Source organism: Mesorhizobium sp. B2-3-6, assembly GCF_006442305.1.
In the GTDB taxonomy this organism is placed as follows: domain Bacteria; phylum Pseudomonadota; class Alphaproteobacteria; order Rhizobiales; family Rhizobiaceae; genus Mesorhizobium.
The window spans coordinates 36,246-52,436 of sequence record NZ_VFVW01000016.1 but is presented as its reverse complement, the minus strand read 5'-3'; the positions used below and the strand labels follow the sequence as shown (position 1 = coordinate 52,436).

The following is a 16,191-nucleotide window of genomic DNA, read 5'->3' as shown; positions in this document are numbered from 1 at the left end:
CGGATGACGTTCGTCATCTCCTTGACTGGCGAACCGCTGGCTAGTTCCCGGCGCTCGCCATGCGTCGCCCCTTGATCGCCTTTTCCAGCCAGCCGATCTCCATTTCCGGAACCGAGGACAGCAGGAGGTCGGTATAGGCATCGAAAGGCGGTGTGAGCACCTTGCTTTTGGAACCGTAACGGACCACCTCGCCGCGATACATCACCGCGATCGAATCGGCGATCGACCTTACCGTCGCAAGGTCGTGGGTAATGAAGAGATATGCGACCTTCTCGTGCTGCTGCAGGTTCAACAAAAGCTTGAGAATGCCGTTGGCCACCAGCGGGTCGAGCGCCGAGGTCACCTCGTCGCAGATGATCAGCTTCGGTTTGGCGGCGAGCGAGCGGGCGATGCAGACGCGCTGCTTCTGGCCGCCCGACAGCTCCGCCGGATAGCGGTCGAGGAAGCCTTTGCCCATCTCGATCTCGTCGAGCAATTCGGCGACGCGCCGGTCGCGCTCACGTCCCCGCATGCCGAAATAGAACTCCAGCGGCCGGCCGATGATGGTGCCGACGGTCTGGCGCGGGTTCATGGCCACGTCGGCCATCTGGTAAATCATCTGCAGCTGCCGCAGATCCTCCTTCGGCCGGTCGGCAAGCCGGTTGGCAAGCGGGCGCCCGTCGAAGGTCACCGTGCCCTGTTCGGGCGGCAGGAGCCCTGTGATGGCGCGCGCCAGCGTCGACTTGCCGGAGCCGGACTCGCCGACCACCGCCAGCGTCTGGCCGGGATAGATATCGACGGAGACGTTCTTCAGCACCTTGACATGACCGCCGCCATAAGCGGCGGTGACGTTCTTCACGGACAGGAATGGCGAGACGCCGGGTTTCTGCTCGGCGTGTTCGATCTCGTGCACTGACACCAAAGCGTTGGTGTACTCCTGGCGCGGTTCCTTGATGATCTGGCGGGTGCCGCCCCATTCGACCAGACGGCCGTGGCGCAGCACCATGATCTCGTCCGAAACCTGGGCGACGACGGCGAGGTCGTGGGTGATATAGAGCGCGGCCACATGCGTGTCGCGGATGGCGTCCTTGATCGCCGACAGCACGTCGATCTGCGTCGTCACGTCGAGCGCCGTCGTCGGCTCGTCGAAGACGATCAGGTCCGGTTCCGAGCACAGCGCCATCGCCGTCATCACACGCTGCAGCTGGCCTCCGGAGACCTGGTGCGGGAAACGCTCGCCGATGGTTTCGGGATTGGGCAGACTCAGCTTCCTGAACAGCGCGACGGCGCGTTTCTCGGCCTCCGCGCGCGTCGCCCTGCCGTGCAGGAGGGTGGCTTCGACAACCTGGTCCATCAGCCTGTGCGCCGGGTTGAACGCCGCTGCCGCCGACTGCGCGACATAGCAGACCTCGCGGCCGCGCAGCCTGCGGAAACCTTCCTTGCCGCCCTTGAGGATGTCGCGGCCGTTGAGGAGCACCTCGCCGCCGGTGATGCGCACGCCGCCGCGCCCATAACCCATCGAAGACAGGCCGATGGTCGACTTGCCGGCACCGGATTCGCCGATCAGGCCGAGCACCTTGCCCTTTTCCAGGGTCAGCGAGACGTCGTGGACGAGCGTGATGGTCTTTGGCGCTTCGCCCGGTGGGTAGACCATGGCCTCGATGCGCAGGTTGCGGATATCGAGGAGCGGGCTGGATTTCGCTTTGCTGTCGGCCATCATCCGCGTCCTCCTTTCAGGCTTGTCGTGCGGTTGAGCACCCAGTCGGCGACGAGATTGACCGAGATCGCAAGCGCCGCGATCGCGGCCGCCGGTATGAGCGCCGCGGCAATGCCGAAGACGATGCCGTCCTTGTTTTCCTTGACCATGCCGCCCCAGTCGGCATCCGGCGGCTGTACGCCGAGGCCAAGAAAGGAGAGCGTCGACAGGAACAGCACGGCATAGATGAAGCGCAGGCCGAGTTCCGAGACCAGCGGCGACAGCGCATTGGGCAGGATCTCGCGGAAGATGATCCAGGTGCTGCCTTCGCCGCGCAGCTTGGCGGCTTCGACATAATCCATGACGTTGATGTCGACGGCCACCGCGCGCGACAGGCGGTAGACGCGGGTCGAGTCAAGAATGCCCATCACCAGGATCAGCGTCACCAGGTTTGTCGGCAGCACCGAGAGCACAACAAGGCCCATGATCAGCGTCGGGATCGACATCAGGAGATCGACGAGGCGCGACAGCAGCGTGTCGAACCAGCCGCCGAACACCGCCGCCGAAAAGCCGAGAATGGCGCCAAGCGAGAAGGACAACGCCGTGGCGAGCACTGCGATGAACAGGGTGATGCGCGCACCATAGATCATGCGCGACAGCAGATCGCGGCCAAGGTTGTCGGTGCCCAGCCAATGCGCGGCCGACATCGGCTCCCAGACGTCGCCGACGATCTCGCCATTGCCGTGCGGCGCAAGCCACGGCGCGAAGATGGCCGCCAGCACGAACAGGGCCGTCAGCACCAGGCCGACCAGCGCGGGCACGGGGATGCGTTTGATGTCGAGCATGCCCGCCCTCTTCATTTGGGATGCCTCAGGCGCGGATTGGCGACGATTGCCGCTATGTCAGCGATGATGTTGAGGCCGATATAGACGGCGGCGAAGATCAGTCCGACCGCCTGCACCACCGGCACGTCGCGCTTGGTGACGTGATCGACCAGATACTGCCCCATGCCGGGATAGACGAAGATCACTTCGACCACGACCACGCCGACGATCAGATAGGCGAGGTTGAGCATGACGACGTTGATGATCGGCGCGATGGCGTTCGGGAAGGCATGTTTGCGGATGACCGCGAAAGCCGAGAGCCCCTTGAGCTCGGCGGTCTCCACATAGGCCGATTGCATGACGTTTAGGATCGCAGCGCGCGTCATGCGCATCATATGGGCAAGCACCACCAGCGTCAGCGCCGCCGCCGGCAGCGCGATCGCCTGCATGCGTTCACCGAAAGGCATGCCGTCATAGACGGTCGAGATGGCGGGGAACCACTGATGCTGAACCGCGAAGTAGAAGACCAGCAAGTAGCCGATGAAGAATTCCGGGAAGGAGGTCGAGGCGAGCGCCAGTCCCGAGATCAGCTTGTCGACCCAGCCGTTGCGGTAGCGCACCGCGATCAGGCCAAGCGTTATGGCCAGTGGAATGGCCACGATCGCCGCCCAGAAGGCGAGGAAAAGCGTGTTCCACAGCCGGCCCTTGATCGATGTTGCGATATCCTGTCCGCTCGACATGGCGGTCCCGAGATCGCCGGTCAAAACGCCGCCGAGCCAGCGGAAATACCTGATATAGGCCGGATCGTTGAGCCCAAGCTGCTCACGCAGATTGGCGAGCGATTCCGGTGTCGCCGACTGCCCTAGGATGGCTTGCGCGACGTCGCCGGGCAGGATCTGTGTGCCGGCGAAGATCAGGACCGAGACGGCCAACAAAAGGAGGATGCCCAGCGCGACGCGCTGGGCCACCAGTTTCACGATGGGTGAGGACATCTGGGCAAGGCCGGCTCAGGCTTCGAGCCAGCACTTTGCCAGGGCATAGCCATTCATCAACTCCTGGTGCGGATCGTCCACCCAGCCGCCCACCTTGGCGCCGGTGGCGTCGATGAACTGGTTGAACATCGGCAGGATCAGGCCGCCTTCGTCGCGCACCATGACGGCCATGTCGTGATACATCGCCTTGCGCTTGGCCTCGTCCAGCTCGGCGCGCGCCGCCAGCACCATCTTGTCGAAATCCGGGCGCTTGAAACGCGTGTCGTTCCAGTCGGCGGTCGACAGGTAGGCGGTCGAGTACATCTGGTCCTGGGTCGAGCGTCCGCCCCAATAGGAGGCGCAGAAGGGCTGCTTGTTCCAGACCTCGTTCCAGTAGCCGTCGCCCGGCTCGCGCTTGAGCTCGATCTGGATGCCGGCCTTGGCCGCGCTCTGCTGGAAAAGCTGGGACGCGTCGACGGCGCCGGGAAAGGCGACGTCGGAGGTCCTGAGCAGCACCGCGCCGTCATGCCCCGACTTCTTGTAGTGGAACTTGGCCTTGTCCGGATCGTATGTGCGCTGCTCGATCTCGGTGAACAGCGGGTAGGCGGCATTGATCGGGAAATCATTGCCGAGCGAACCGTAACCGCGCAGCACCTTCTTCAGCATTTCTTCGCGGTCGATCGCCAGCTTCAGCGCCATCCTGAGGTCGTTGTTGTCGAACGGCGCCGTATTGCAGTGCATGATGAAGACGTAGTGGCCCGGTCCCGCATGGTTGCGGATGGTGACGCCCGGCACGCGTTTGATCAGGTCGACGATCTTCGGCTCGACGCGGTTGACCATGTTGACCTGGCCGCCCTGCAGGGCGGCCGTACGGGCCGTAGCGTCGTTGATGACGATGATCTCGATCTGGTCGGCATGGCCCATCTTGTCGCCCTGCCAGTAATTGGCGAAGCGCTCGCCGCCATGGCGCACGCCGGGCTCGTTGGTGGTGACCTTGTAAGGGCCCGCCGAGATGCCGGCATCGGCCTTGTCCTTGCCGCCATTGGGCTGGACGATCAGGTGGTAGTCGCTGAGCAGGTAGGGCAGATCGGCATTGGCCTCCTTCAGCGTCAGCACCACTTCCTTGCCGCTGGCCTTGATGCTTTCGATGCCTTTCATGTAGCCGAGCGCGCCGGACTTCGACTTCTCGTCCGAATGACGCTCGAGCGTGGCGGCGACGTCTTCGGCGGTCACCGTCTTGCCATTGTGGAATTCGACGCCGTCGCGGATCTTCAGTGTCCAGACCTTGGCATCGTCGGACGAGCCGATCTCCTCGGCGATGCGGTTCTCGAGCTTGCCCTCTGGGGAAAGCTCGACGATCAGTTCGCCCCACATCTTGCCGAAGGCGAACGGCACCTGCGTCATGAACAGGGCTGGATCCAGGCTGTTGGTGGACTCGCCGCCAACCAGGCCTGCCTTGAGCGTGCCGCCCTTGACCGGGCCGGCTGCGCGCGCCGCGCTCGAAAGCAGTGAGTTGGCGAAGGTCGCGGTGACGCCGAGCGCTGCCGCCCGGCCGAGAAAATCCCGACGGCTGAGCTTGCCTGAGGCGACGCGTCGGCTAAGGAATTCCAGTTCGTTTGACATTTTGAGTTCCTCACTCTGTTGGTTCGACCTTAGTGGTCGTTTTCTTGTTTCTTGTGAGGGGAATAATGACCGCAAGGGAAAGCGGTAAGCAAGACCGAATGCGACATGCCGTGGCGTAAATGGCACGTCGCAATTGGACCAATGCCTTGCCGCTCAAACAAGCGAGCGCGGAACCGCCTGTTCAAAATCGCGTTCGAAGACGAGTTTTTCGCCTTCGTAAGCTTCAATTCGGGCGCTTACGATGAAGTTTTTGGCGTCCGAGCGTATTTCGGCCGATGTTTCGGTGCGCACCGACCATCCGCTTCGCGACAGGGTTTGCGTCCAATGCGTCCGTCCCCCAGCCGACAACGGATCGTCCGGATGGATCGTCCAGGTCTCGCGGGCGATGCTGCCGTTCGCCAGGCCATGTGCAAGATCGCGCACCTCGCCGAAATCGTCTTCTATGGAAAGCGTGACGATGCCGGTCTTCTCGTCGCGGTCGACGCGGCGTTCCGAATTGGCCGGGCGGATCGTCTCGGTTGCCCAGGGGGAAGCAGCCTCCGGCGCGGCGAACGTGACCTCGTCGCCCGTCGCCAGCGGGCGCAGCGGCAGCTTCAGCGTCGCCGCCGACAGGCTCAGGCGGACCGGCTCCGGCGAGGGCCAGATCATGGGCCAATAGGCGTTCGAGACGGCTATGCGCAAATGGTGGCCGGCCGGCACGCGATAGGCGCACTGGTCGAGCACGACGCGTGCCGAAACGCTCTCGCCGGGGACAAGCGCTTGCGGGAATTCGTGCGAGAGGCGATGCGTCAGGTTGAGCACGCCATAGGAGATCAGTTCGGAGGCGCCATCGGGATGCACGTCGCAAAGCCGCACCGCGATGTTGGCCTGCGGGCGGTCGCAGGATAACCGGACGTCGACTTCCGGTGCGCCGACGACGTCGATCGCCTCGGCGAGTTCCGGCTGGTCGAAACACACCGACAGCGCGTCGTCGGGACGCTGGTCGCCCGGCAATTCCGGGCCGAAGGTGAACGGGAAATACTCACCGCCGGCCAGCCCACAGCTTTGCGGCGAAGCGACGGTGGCGGATTTACCGCCCGCCGGGATCAGGTCGATCGTTTGCGTCTTGATGTCGGGCGAAGGCCACTGCCGCTCCGCCACCCAGCGGCCCGGCCGTTCCGGATGCCAGCGCGCCGGCCGCACGCTGTCCATCACATAGGCGCGGTAGGCCGGGTCGGCCTCGACGCCGGTCTCGACGCCCTTTAGCCAGCGGTCCCACCAGCGTAGCGCTTCCTGCAGGAAGCCGATTGCCGGCTGGGGCCCGGCATAATGCGGGTATTTGTGGATCCAGGGGCCGACGATGCCTTTGACCGGCGCCTCGATGTTGGCGACGAGATGCGAGATGGTGTTGCGGTAGCCGTCATGCCAGCCGCCGATCGACAGCACCGCGGCCTTGACGGCGGAGAAATCCTCGCAGATCGAGCCGCGTTTCCAGTAGGCGTCGCGGTGCTGGTGGCCAAGCCAGAGCGGCAAAAGGAACGACTGGTTCTCCAGTCGGCTGAGCCACAGGTCGCGCCATCTGTTGTCGCCCGCCAGCAGCGGGTCCGGCGGCCGTGACGAATAGGACAGCATTGTCGAGGCCCAGCCGAAATTTTCCAGCAGCAGGCAGCCGCCCTTGTAGTGGATGTCGTCGGCATAGCGATCAACGGTCGAGCACAGGCTGATGACCGCCTTGAGCGCCGGCGGCTGCATGGCTGCCACCTGCAGGCAGTTGAAGCCGCCCCAGGAAATACCCATCATGCCGACATTGCCGTTGCACCAGGGTTGAGCCGCCGCCCAGGCGATGACGTCGCAGGCGTCCTGCAACTCCTGCTCGGAATATTCGTCGTCCATCAGCCCTTCGGAATCGCCATTGCCGCGCATGTCGACACGGATCGAGGCATAGCCGTGGCCGGCGAAATAGGGATGCGTCAGCTGGTCGCGAAAGATGGTGCCGTCGCGCTTGCGGTAGGGCAGGTGCTCGAGGATGACAGGCACCGGATCGTCGCCGGCATCTTCCGGCATCCACACCCGCGCCGACAGCCGGCAGCCATCCGGCATAACGATGCCCATATCAGGGAATTCGACGACCTTGCGGGGAAACTCGGTGACGGTTTTCATGGCGCGCATAACGCCTCGCGGCGCGGCAAGTTTCAATCGCCATTCGCGACTGGAGCAGTGGAATATGCGACCTGTGCCGCTGCTTGGTGCCCTCAGTTCAGCGGAATGTCGTTCTCGGCCTTGTTGGCCTGGTAGTCGCCAGAGAGCGCTTCATAAAGTGCTGCAATCTTGCCGATGCGCGCCTCCAGCCGCCCGCGTTCCGCCTCGGGCAGCGCCCGCACCAGCCTGCGGATCGAAAAGCTCTTCCAATAGGCGTTCTCGGCATTGTAACCGCCGGGATCGAGGGTGAAGACCTCTTTCAGGATTTTCAGATCGTGCGGGATGGCAAAACTGTCGCGCGAATCCTCGTGGCTGAACAGATAGTAGAAATTGTCGAAACCGGTCCAGGTGATCGCCGACAGGCAGAGCGAACAGGGCTCGTGCGTGGCCAGGAAGATGGCCTCCTTGGTGTCGACACGTTCGGCTTTGGGCATTTCGTAGAAGCGTTTCAGGCAGTGCACTTCGCCATGCCAGAGCGGGTTTTCGATCTCGTTGTTGGTTTCGGCCAGCACCAGCGAGCGGTCGCCTTTCTTCAGGATCGCCGCGCCGAACAGCTTGTTGCCATGGGCGACGCCTTCCTGCGTCTTCGGCACGATGTCGTGCTCGATGACGTCGAGCAGGCGGTCGATCAGCGAAATGTCGGTCATCAAAGGATCTCGTCGGGGAGATGAATCTCGTAGGCGTGCGAAAAATGGAATTCTTCGAGATTGGAGCCGTCGCCGCCACGGTCGACGATCAGGAAATCCTGGGGCTCACCCAATGGCGTCAGTACGCCGTGCCATAGATTGCGTGAATAATTGATGCCTTGCCCTGGCTTGGTGATGAAGGCATGCGGCTCGGCCGGACCGTCCTTGCCGTCATGACAGACGACGACCAGGAACGGTCGTGGCGACAGCGGGATAAAGGCCTGGCTGCCGAGCGGGTGACGCTCGACCATGGTCAGCGCCAGCGGCAATTCGTAAGGCGTGCCGCGCACCATCGAGATCAGCACGCGCGCATTCGGCCCCACGGCCTCGGCGGTCGCCAGATCATGGTAGCGCTCGGCCTTGCCGCCATTGATCGGGTAGTGGTTGTCGCCGCCCATGTCGATGACATCGCCGAACGGGGCAAAGCCCTCGCGGGTCAGCGGCCGCGCGACGATGCGGGTCACGGCGCACGCCCTGCGATCCCGGCACTGCCGAGCTTGGCGTGCCGGTTGACGTCCTTGTAGAGCAGATAGCGGAATTTTCCCGGTCCGCCGGCATAGCAGGCCTGCGGACAGAAGGCGCGCAGCCACATATAGTCGCCGGCCTCCACCTCGACCCAGTCCTGGTTGAGCCGGTAGACGGCCTTGCCTTCCAGGACATAGAGCCCGTGCTCCATGACATGGGTCTCGGCAAAGGGAATGACCGCGCCCGGTTCGAGGGTGACGATGGTCATGTGCATGTCATGGCGCATGTCGGCCGGATCGACGAAGCGCGTCGTCGCCCAACGGCCGTCGGTACCGGGCATCGGCGTCGGCCCGATGTCCTGCTCGTTGGTGAAGAAGGCTTGCGGGACCTCGAGGCCGCTGACGGACTCATAAGCCTTGCGTATCCAGTGAAAGCGGACAGCCGCATTGCTTTCGTTGCGAACAGTCCAGCCGCTCGACGGCGGCAGGAAGGCGAAGCCGCCCGGCCGCAAGACATGTCTTTCGCCGGCAAGCAGGACGGTCAGTTCGCCTTCGACCACGAACAAGGCGCCCTCGGCGCCGGCATCGGGTTCCGGCCGGTCGCTGCCACCGCCGGGCGCGATCTCGACGATGTACTGCGAAAACGTCTCGGCAAAGCCCGACAGCGGCCTCGACAATATCCAGACGCGGGTCTTGTCCCAGAATGGCAGGGCGCTGGTGACGATGTCCTGCATCACGCCCTTGGGGATGACGGCATAGGCCTCGGTGAAGACGGCGCGGCCGGTCAGAAGCTCACTCTGGCCGGAATGGCCGCCATGTGGAGCATAATAGGTTCGCTCGGGCATCCTGATCGTATCCATGGGTTCAAACCTATTGCGGAAGCATGTCCTTGAGGCGGAAGAGCGCGATGCGCTCGACCTGTTTGCAGGCGGTCTCGAATTCGACGCCGCGGCTGTTGCCGATGCGCCTTTCGAACTCCGCCAGGATTTCTTGCCTGGTCTTGCCCTTCACCGCGACGATGAACGGGAAACCGAAGGTGGTAACGTAGGCGGCGTTAAGCTTGGAAAACAGCTCGCGCTCCTTGTCGGTCAGCTCATCGAGGCCGGCCGAAGCCTGTTCCCTGGCTGATTCCGCCGTCAGCCGCCTGGCCCTTGCCAGCTTGCCGGCAAGGTCTGGATGGGCGTTGAGCACGCCCAGCCGCTCCGTTTCGCTTGCGGCGCGGAAAACGCGGCAGAGCGCATTGTGCAGGCCGCCGGCGCTGTCGTGCGCCGGGCCAAGTTCCAGCTCGTAGGCGCGCTCGGCTATCCACGGCGAATGTTCGAAAACGCCGCCGAAAGCATGCACGAAGGCCTCGAATTCCATCCTCGAAGGGCGCAGCACCGGCTGCTTGTATGGATGGGTCTCGCGCCAATGCCTGGCGATGTCGATACGCCGCGCCAGCCAGACCTTGTCGTGCGACTTCACATAGTCGACGAAGCGCTTCAGCGCCGCCACCCGCCCCGGCCGCCCGACGAGGCGACAGTGCAGGCCGATATTCATCATGCGCGGCCGCCCAGCCTTGCCTTCGGCATAGAGCGTGTCGAAACTGTCCTTCAGGTAGGCGAAGAACTGGTCGCCCGAGTTGAAGCCCTGCGGCGTGGCGAAGCGCATGTCGTTGGCATCGAGCGTGTAGGGGATGATGAGCTGTGGCCTGTCGGTCCCGTCATCCGCGAACCAGTAGGGCAGCTCGTCGTCATAAGTGTCGGAGACGTAGTCGAAGCCGCCTTCCTCCGCCACCAGCCGCACGGTGTTGACCGACGTCCGGCCGGTGTACCAGCCCGTCGGGCGCGCGCCTGTCACTTCGTAGTGCAGCCGGATCGCCTCCTTGAGGTCGCGGCGCTCGTCCTCGGCGCTGTGGTCGCGGTAGTCGATCCATTTCAGTCCGTGCGAGGCGATCTCCCAGCCGGCATCCTGCATCGCCGTCACCTGATCGGGCGAGCGGGCGAGTGCCGTGGCGACGCCGTAACAGGTCACTGGCACCTCGGCCTCGGTGAACAGGCGAAGCAGCCGCCAGAAGCCTGCCCGCGCCCCATATTCGTAGATCGATTCCATGTTCCAATGGCGTTGGCCCGCCCAGGGAGCCGCGCCGACGATTTCCGACAGGAAGGCTTCCGAAGCCTTGTCGCCATGCAGGACGCAGTTCTCGCCGCCTTCTTCGTAATTGACGACAAATTGCACGGCCACATGCGCGCCACCGGGCCATTTGGGATCCGGCGGATTGGCTCCGTAGCCGCGCATGTCTCTGGTGTAACGCATCGTCCCTCCCACGGGGCATCGCCCGAAGTATGATCAGGATATCGAAAGGGTGCTTCTCGCATTCCCCCGAAAATTTTTGAAAGTGTTTTTGTCGCACTCCGCTCGACCGGGACTTATGCATCGCCTTTAATTGGCGCACAATTCATCAGCAATGTTTGGCTTACCGGCCGGTTTGTTCGTATTGGAATGGGAGGCGGACAATGGCAGAAACGTCGAAAATCGATGGCGGGCGTCTGACGACCCATGTCCTGGATACGGCAACCGGCAAGCCCGCGGCGGGATTGTCGATCGCGCTCTACCGGATCGATGGCCCGGCCAGGACGCATCTGAAGACGGTCGCCACCAACGCCGATGGCCGTTGCGACGCACCGCTTTTGGCCGACGCGGATTTCCAGACCGGCGAATACGAGCTGGTTTTCGCCGCTGGCGACTATCTGCGGCGCCAGGGAACGAAACTGCCCGAGCCGGCCTTCCTCGACACCGTGCCGATCCGCTTCGGCATGGCGGATGCCGTGCACTATCATGTGCCGCTGCTCGTCTCGCCCTACGGCTATTCGACTTACAGGGGGAGCTGAGACGTGGCCGAGGTCAAGATCCGTAACGATATTCGTTTTATCCTCAACGGCAGGGATGTCGTGCTGTCATCCGTGGCGCCTGACGCGACCTTGCTCGACTGGCTGCGGCTCGACCGATCGCTGCGCGGCACCAAGGAAGGCTGCGCAGAAGGCGATTGCGGCGCCTGTACCGTACTGGTCGGCAGGCTTTCCGCCGGCGAACTGGTCTATGAAAGTGTCAACGCCTGCATCCGCTTCCTGGGTTCGTTGGACGGCACCCATGTCGTGACGGTCGAGCATCTCCGTGGAACGCCGGGCCAGTTGCACCCGGTGCAGCAGGCGATGGTGGATTTCCACGGTTCGCAATGCGGCTTCTGCACGCCAGGCTTCGTCATGTCGCTTTACGGCTTGTGGATGAAATCACCGGAACCGTCGGACGCGGCCATCGAAAAGGCCTTGCAGGGCAATCTCTGCCGCTGCACCGGCTATGAGGCGATCATGCGCGCGGCTCGCGCCATCTCCAGCTACGGCAAAGCACAGAAGGATCCGCTGGCGCTGGAGCGTCAGTCGATCATGGCCAGACTCGAGGCGATGGCCGACGGCGCACGGATCGAGATCGGCGCCGGGAAGGCGCGGCTCGTCGTGCCGGCTGACGTTGACGATTTCGCCGCCGTGCTCGACAAGGAACCGGGCGCCACCATCGTCGCCGGCTCGACCGATGTCGGTCTCTGGGTGACCAAGCACATGCGCGATATTTCGCCTGTCATCTTCATCGGCAATCTCGACGGGCTGTGCGCCATTGCCGAGGACAAGGACGTGATCTCGATCGGCGCCGGCGTCACCTATTCCGATGCCTTCGCGATGCTGTCGAAACGCATCCCGGCGCTCGGGCCATTGTTCGATCGCATCGGCGGCGAACAGGTGCGCAACATGGGCACGATCGGCGGCAACATCGCCAATGGCTCGCCGATCGGCGACACACCGCCGCCATTCATCGCGCTCGGCGCGCGGCTGACGCTGCGCCGTGGAAGCAAGCGGCGCACGATCCCGCTCGAGGATTTCTTCATCGCCTATGGCAAGCAGGACCGGCAGGCCGGCGAGTTCGTCGAGGCCGTGCATGTGCCGGTTCCGGCAAACGAAACGAAGTTCGGCGTCTACAAGATCACCAAGCGCCGCGACGAGGATATCACCGCCGCCCTCGGCGCGTTTTTTCTGACCTTGGCCAGGGACGGCACCGTGGCCGATATCCGCATCGCCTATGGCGGCATGGCGGCGACGCCGAAGCGGGCTGCGGCGGTCGAGAAAGCTCTGCTCGGCAAACCCTGGACCGAAGAAACAGTCGAGGCGGCGATGACCGAATACCCAACGGATTTCACGCCGCTCACCGACATGCGGGCAAGCGCTGAATATCGGGCTTTGGCGGCGAAAAACTTGTTGCTGCGTTTCTTTGTCGAAACCACCGGCACCAGGGCACCGTTCCAGGTGTCGCGCAACGAGGCGGCATGATGAACAAGCACGCCAGCGCCAATTTAAAGGCCGAAAAGATCGTCGGCGGCGTCGCCACAGACCAGCGCCATGATTCCGCGCACAAGCATGTCAGCGGCAGCGCCGTTTACATCGATGATATGCCCGAACCGGCGGGCACGCTGCATGGCTGCCTCGGTTTGGCCACGGCCACGCATGCCACCATCGCCAAAATGGACCTGTCGGCGGCGCGCGCCGCCCCCGGCGTGATCGACGTGCTCACGGCAAAGGATGTGCCGGGCGAGAACGACATTTCGCCGACCGGGCGCCATGACGAGCCGGTACTCGCCGACGGCGAGGTACAGTTTTTCGGCCAGCCGATCTTTTGCGTGATTGCCGAGACGCGCGAGCAGGCGCGGCGCGCCACCAGGCTGGCAAGGGTCGAATACGAGGAATTGCCTTTCGTCACCGACATCGGCGCGCTCGATCCGACCAGGGACAAACTCGTCACGCCGCCTCTGACGCTGAAGCGCGGCGACGCGGCTGCTGCGATCCGTCAGGCCCCCCGCCGGCTGAAAGGAAAAATGCGCGTCGGCGGCCAGGAGCATTTCTACCTCGAAGGCCATATCGCGATGGCGGTTCCGGGCGAGGATCAGGATGTCACTATCTATTCCTCGACCCAGCATCCGAGCGAAGTCCAGCACATGGTTGGTCATGCACTCGGCGTGCCGAGCAACGCCATTACCGTGGAAATGCGTCGCATGGGGGGCGGCTTCGGCGGCAAGGAAACGCAGGGCAACCAGTTTGCAGCGCTGGCCGCGATCGCCGCCAAGAAGCATCATCGGGCAGTGAAAATCCGGCCCGATCGCGATGACGACATGATCGCCACCGGCAAGCGGCACGATTTCCTCATCGACTACGAGGCCGGCTTCGACGATGAGGGCAATATTCTCGGCGTCGACTTCATGTTCGCGGCGCGCTGCGGCTTTTCTGCGGACCTTTCCGGGCCGGTCACCGACCGCGCGCTGTTCCACTGCGACAACACCTATTTCTGGCCGGCTGTGCATGCACAGTCGGCGCCGCTCTACACCAACACGGTCTCGAACACCGCCTTTCGCGGCTTCGGCGGCCCTCAAGGCATGGTCGGCGCCGAGCGTATCATCGACGAGGTGGCGTTCGCCGTCGGCAAGGACCCGCTCGAGATCCGCAAGCGGAATTTCTACGGCACCGCCGACCGCAACGTCACGCCCTACCATCAGGTGGTCGAGGACAACATCATCCACCGCATCGTTGGGGAACTGGAAGAAAGCGCCAGCTATGCAAGGCGCCGGCGCGAGATCTCGGCCTTCAACAACAACAGCCGCTTCATCAAGCGGGGCTTGGCGCTGACGCCGGTCAAATTCGGCATCTCGTTTACCGCCACGCATTACAATCAGGCCGGCGCGCTGGTGCATGTCTACACCGACGGTTCGGTGCATCTGAACCATGGCGGCACCGAGATGGGGCAGGGCCTCAACGTCAAGGTGGCGCAAGTGGTGGCGCAAGAGTTCCAGATCGATCTCGACCAGGTGAAGATCACCGCGACGACCACCGGCAAGGTGCCGAACACCTCGGCCACCGCCGCGTCGTCCGGCACCGACCTCAATGGAATGGCGGCGCAGAACGGCGCCCGCCAGATCAAGGACCGGCTGACCGATTTCGCCGCCGAGAAATACCAGGTGCCACGCGACCAGGTGCTGTTCCTGCCCAACAGGGTGCGAATCGGCAACCAGGAGATACCTTTCGCCGACCTCGTCAAGCAGGCCTATATGGCCCGCATCCAGCTTTCGGCGGCCGGCTTTTACAAGACGCCGAAGATCCACTGGGACCGCGACAAGGGCGAGGGCCGTCCTTTCTATTATTTCGCCTATGGCGCCTCCTGCTCGGAAGTCTCGGTCGACACGCTGACCGGCGAATACATGGTCGAACGCACCGACATCCTGCACGAGACGGGCCGCTCGCTGAACCGCGCCATCGACCTCGGCCAGGTCGAGGGCGGCTTTATCCAGGGCATGGGCTGGCTGACGACCGAGGAACTGTGGTGGGATGACAAGGGCCGGCTGCGCACGCATGCGCCCTCGACCTATAAGATCCCGCTGGCGTCGGACCGGCCTAAGATCTTCAACGTGACACTGGCCGATTGGCCGGAGGCCGGTGAGCCGACGATCCATCGCTCCAAGGCGGTCGGCGAGCCGCCCTTCCCGCTCGGCATGTCGGTGCTGCATGCCCTGTCCGACGCGGTGGCAAGCGTCGCCGACCACAGGATCTGTCCACGTCTCGATGCGCCTGCGACACCGGAACGCGTGCTGATGGCGATCGAGCGGCTGAAGAAAGAGGCGAAGACCTGACTCCGGCAAAACGTGCAAAACAGGCCGAAAAGGCCTATATTTCCCGACAGGGAATGTAAAAAATGAACACGACTGTGCAAAGCCTGAAAGCCTTTCTTGGCCAAACCGGCCGGGTCGCGCTCGTCGAGGTCGCGGCGACGAAGGGCTCGACGCCGCGCGAGAAGGGCGCCTTCATGCTCGTCTCGCAAGCAGCGACATCGGGCACGATCGGCGGCGGCCAACTGGAATATATGGCCATCGACAAGGCACGGCAGATGCTGGGCTCTTTACCCTCCTCCTTGCGGGGAGGGTCGGCGAGCGGACGCCGCGAAGCGGCGTCAGCGAAACGGGGCGGGGGAGCGGCGTTCACAGATCCCTCGACGACGACGTCGTCCAACCCTATCCAGAAGGGGGAGGGTGAAGAGACCCGCCCCGACGCCCACGTGATCCTCGACGTGGCGCTCGGTCCGGAGATCGGCCAATGCTGCGGCGGGCGCGTCGAGGTGTCGATCCGCCTCGTCGATGCGACGTTGGCGCAGGAGCTGATTTCGGCCGCGGAAATCGAGCAGGCTGAACTGCCTTATGTCTACATCTTCGGCGGCGGCCACGTCGGGCAGGCGCTGGCCTCCGCGGTAGCGCTTCTCCCTGTGCGTGCCGTTGTCATCGAAACACGGGCCGACGCGCTAGACGGAATGCCGGAAGCCGTCGAGACGCGGCTGACCCCGATGCCTGAAGCCGAGGTGCGCAACGCGCCTGCAGGCAGCGCCTTCGCCATCCTCACCCATGATCATGCGCTGGACTTCCTGATTGTCGCCGAAGCCCTGAAGCGTGGCGACACCGCCTATGTCGGCATGATCGGCTCGAAGACCAAGAAAGCGACGTTCAGGAACTGGTTGCTGAAATCGGCGGAGGGTACGGAAGCGCAGTTTGCCCGCCTCGTTTCCCCAATTGGCGGTGACGCCGTGAAAGACAAGCGCCCATCCGTCATTGCCGCGCTAGCGGCCGCCGAGATCATGACGGCGCTGGTCAATCACGGCGCCGCGTCAAATGCCGGACGTCAGATGCCGCATGATAGGACGTTGGCCGGGTAA

13 protein-coding genes are annotated in these 16,191 nt (G+C 63.6%); 4 read left to right on the top strand and 9 right to left on the bottom strand.

Annotated elements, in window-relative coordinates:
• Window positions 1-40 precede the first annotated feature (40 nt).
• The 9 genes from FJ953_RS29740 to puuE all read right to left on the bottom strand — a co-directional run bounded on the left by FJ953_RS29740 (window position 41) and on the right by puuE (window position 10,716).
• Window positions 41-1,696 (bottom strand): ABC transporter ATP-binding protein, encoded by a 1,656-nt coding sequence (locus FJ953_RS29740; RefSeq protein WP_140625640.1) that lies wholly within the window; start codon window positions 1,694-1,696, stop codon window positions 41-43.
• A complete protein-coding gene (locus tag FJ953_RS29735; RefSeq protein WP_140501190.1) occupies window positions 1,696-2,520 on the bottom strand; it encodes an ABC transporter permease in 825 nt (274 codons plus the stop codon). Before FJ953_RS29735 ends, FJ953_RS29740 begins: the two co-directional genes overlap by 1 nt.
• An 11-nt stretch (window positions 2,521-2,531) precedes the next feature.
• Window positions 2,532-3,491: an ABC transporter permease gene (locus FJ953_RS29730; RefSeq protein ID WP_140512803.1), complete on the bottom strand. Its 960-nt coding sequence runs from the start codon at window positions 3,489-3,491 to the stop codon at window positions 2,532-2,534.
• Window positions 3,492-3,506: 15 nt separating this feature from the next.
• On the bottom strand, window positions 3,507-5,093 hold the full coding sequence (locus FJ953_RS29725) for an ABC transporter substrate-binding protein (RefSeq protein ID WP_140512805.1): 1,587 nt from the start codon (window positions 5,091-5,093) through the stop codon (window positions 3,507-3,509).
• 153 nt (window positions 5,094-5,246) lie between these two features.
• Window positions 5,247-7,232, bottom strand: coding sequence for a CocE/NonD family hydrolase (locus tag FJ953_RS29720; RefSeq protein WP_140625639.1), 1,986 nt, complete (start codon window positions 7,230-7,232; stop codon window positions 5,247-5,249).
• Window positions 7,233-7,324: 92 nt separating this feature from the next.
• Window positions 7,325-7,918 (bottom strand): nucleoside deaminase, encoded by a 594-nt coding sequence (locus FJ953_RS29715; protein WP_140501182.1) that lies wholly within the window; start codon window positions 7,916-7,918, stop codon window positions 7,325-7,327.
• Window positions 7,918-8,421: an ureidoglycolate lyase gene (locus FJ953_RS29710; protein ID WP_140512809.1), complete on the bottom strand. Its 504-nt coding sequence runs from the start codon at window positions 8,419-8,421 to the stop codon at window positions 7,918-7,920. Before FJ953_RS29710 ends, FJ953_RS29715 begins: the two co-directional genes overlap by 1 nt.
• A complete protein-coding gene (locus tag FJ953_RS29705; RefSeq protein WP_140501178.1) occupies window positions 8,418-9,281 on the bottom strand; it encodes a bifunctional allantoicase/(S)-ureidoglycine aminohydrolase in 864 nt (287 codons plus the stop codon). Before FJ953_RS29705 ends, FJ953_RS29710 begins: the two co-directional genes overlap by 4 nt.
• Window positions 9,282-9,291: 10 nt before the next feature.
• Entirely contained in the window at window positions 9,292-10,716 is a 1,425-nt protein-coding gene (gene puuE / locus FJ953_RS29700) for an allantoinase PuuE (protein WP_140580621.1), read from the bottom strand.
• A 200-nt stretch (window positions 10,717-10,916) separates the two neighbouring features.
• Here puuE and uraH point away from each other — a divergent pair, with 200 nt between their 5' ends.
• The 4 genes from uraH (at window position 10,917) to xdhC (ending at window position 16,191) form a co-directional block, all read left to right on the top strand.
• A complete protein-coding gene (uraH, locus tag FJ953_RS29695) occupies window positions 10,917-11,291 on the top strand; it encodes a hydroxyisourate hydrolase (RefSeq protein ID WP_140501174.1) in 375 nt (124 codons plus the stop codon).
• Between the two features lie 3 nt (window positions 11,292-11,294).
• A complete protein-coding gene (gene xdhA / locus FJ953_RS29690) occupies window positions 11,295-12,776 on the top strand; it encodes a xanthine dehydrogenase small subunit (protein ID WP_140625638.1) in 1,482 nt (493 codons plus the stop codon).
• Window positions 12,776-15,121 (top strand): xanthine dehydrogenase molybdopterin binding subunit, encoded by a 2,346-nt coding sequence (xdhB, locus tag FJ953_RS29685; RefSeq protein ID WP_140567895.1) that lies wholly within the window; start codon window positions 12,776-12,778, stop codon window positions 15,119-15,121. Before xdhA ends, xdhB begins: the two co-directional genes overlap by 1 nt.
• A 62-nt stretch (window positions 15,122-15,183) precedes the next feature.
• Window positions 15,184-16,191: a xanthine dehydrogenase accessory protein XdhC gene (xdhC, locus tag FJ953_RS29680; RefSeq protein ID WP_140625637.1), complete on the top strand. Its 1,008-nt coding sequence runs from the start codon at window positions 15,184-15,186 to the stop codon at window positions 16,189-16,191.

Coding starts and splice junctions, on each gene's coding strand:
- FJ953_RS29715 (WP_140501182.1), bottom strand. CDS start 7,918: ATGACCGACATTTCGCTGATCGACCGCCTGCTCGACGTCATCGAGCAC.
- uraH (WP_140501174.1), top strand. CDS start 10,917: ATGGCAGAAACGTCGAAAATCGATGGCGGGCGTCTGACGACCCATGTC.
- xdhB (WP_140567895.1), top strand. CDS start 12,776: ATGAACAAGCACGCCAGCGCCAATTTAAAGGCCGAAAAGATCGTCGGC.
- FJ953_RS29720 (WP_140625639.1), bottom strand. CDS start 7,232: ATGAAAACCGTCACCGAGTTTCCCCGCAAGGTCGTCGAATTCCCTGAT.
- FJ953_RS29740 (WP_140625640.1), bottom strand. CDS start 1,696: ATGGCCGACAGCAAAGCGAAATCCAGCCCGCTCCTCGATATCCGCAAC.
- xdhC (WP_140625637.1), top strand. CDS start 15,184: ATGAACACGACTGTGCAAAGCCTGAAAGCCTTTCTTGGCCAAACCGGC.
- puuE (WP_140580621.1), bottom strand. CDS start 10,716: ATGCGTTACACCAGAGACATGCGCGGCTACGGAGCCAATCCGCCGGAT.
- FJ953_RS29730 (WP_140512803.1), bottom strand. CDS start 3,491: ATGTCCTCACCCATCGTGAAACTGGTGGCCCAGCGCGTCGCGCTGGGC.
- FJ953_RS29725 (WP_140512805.1), bottom strand. CDS start 5,093: ATGTCAAACGAACTGGAATTCCTTAGCCGACGCGTCGCCTCAGGCAAG.
- FJ953_RS29735 (WP_140501190.1), bottom strand. CDS start 2,520: ATGCTCGACATCAAACGCATCCCCGTGCCCGCGCTGGTCGGCCTGGTG.
- FJ953_RS29705 (WP_140501178.1), bottom strand. CDS start 9,281: ATGGATACGATCAGGATGCCCGAGCGAACCTATTATGCTCCACATGGC.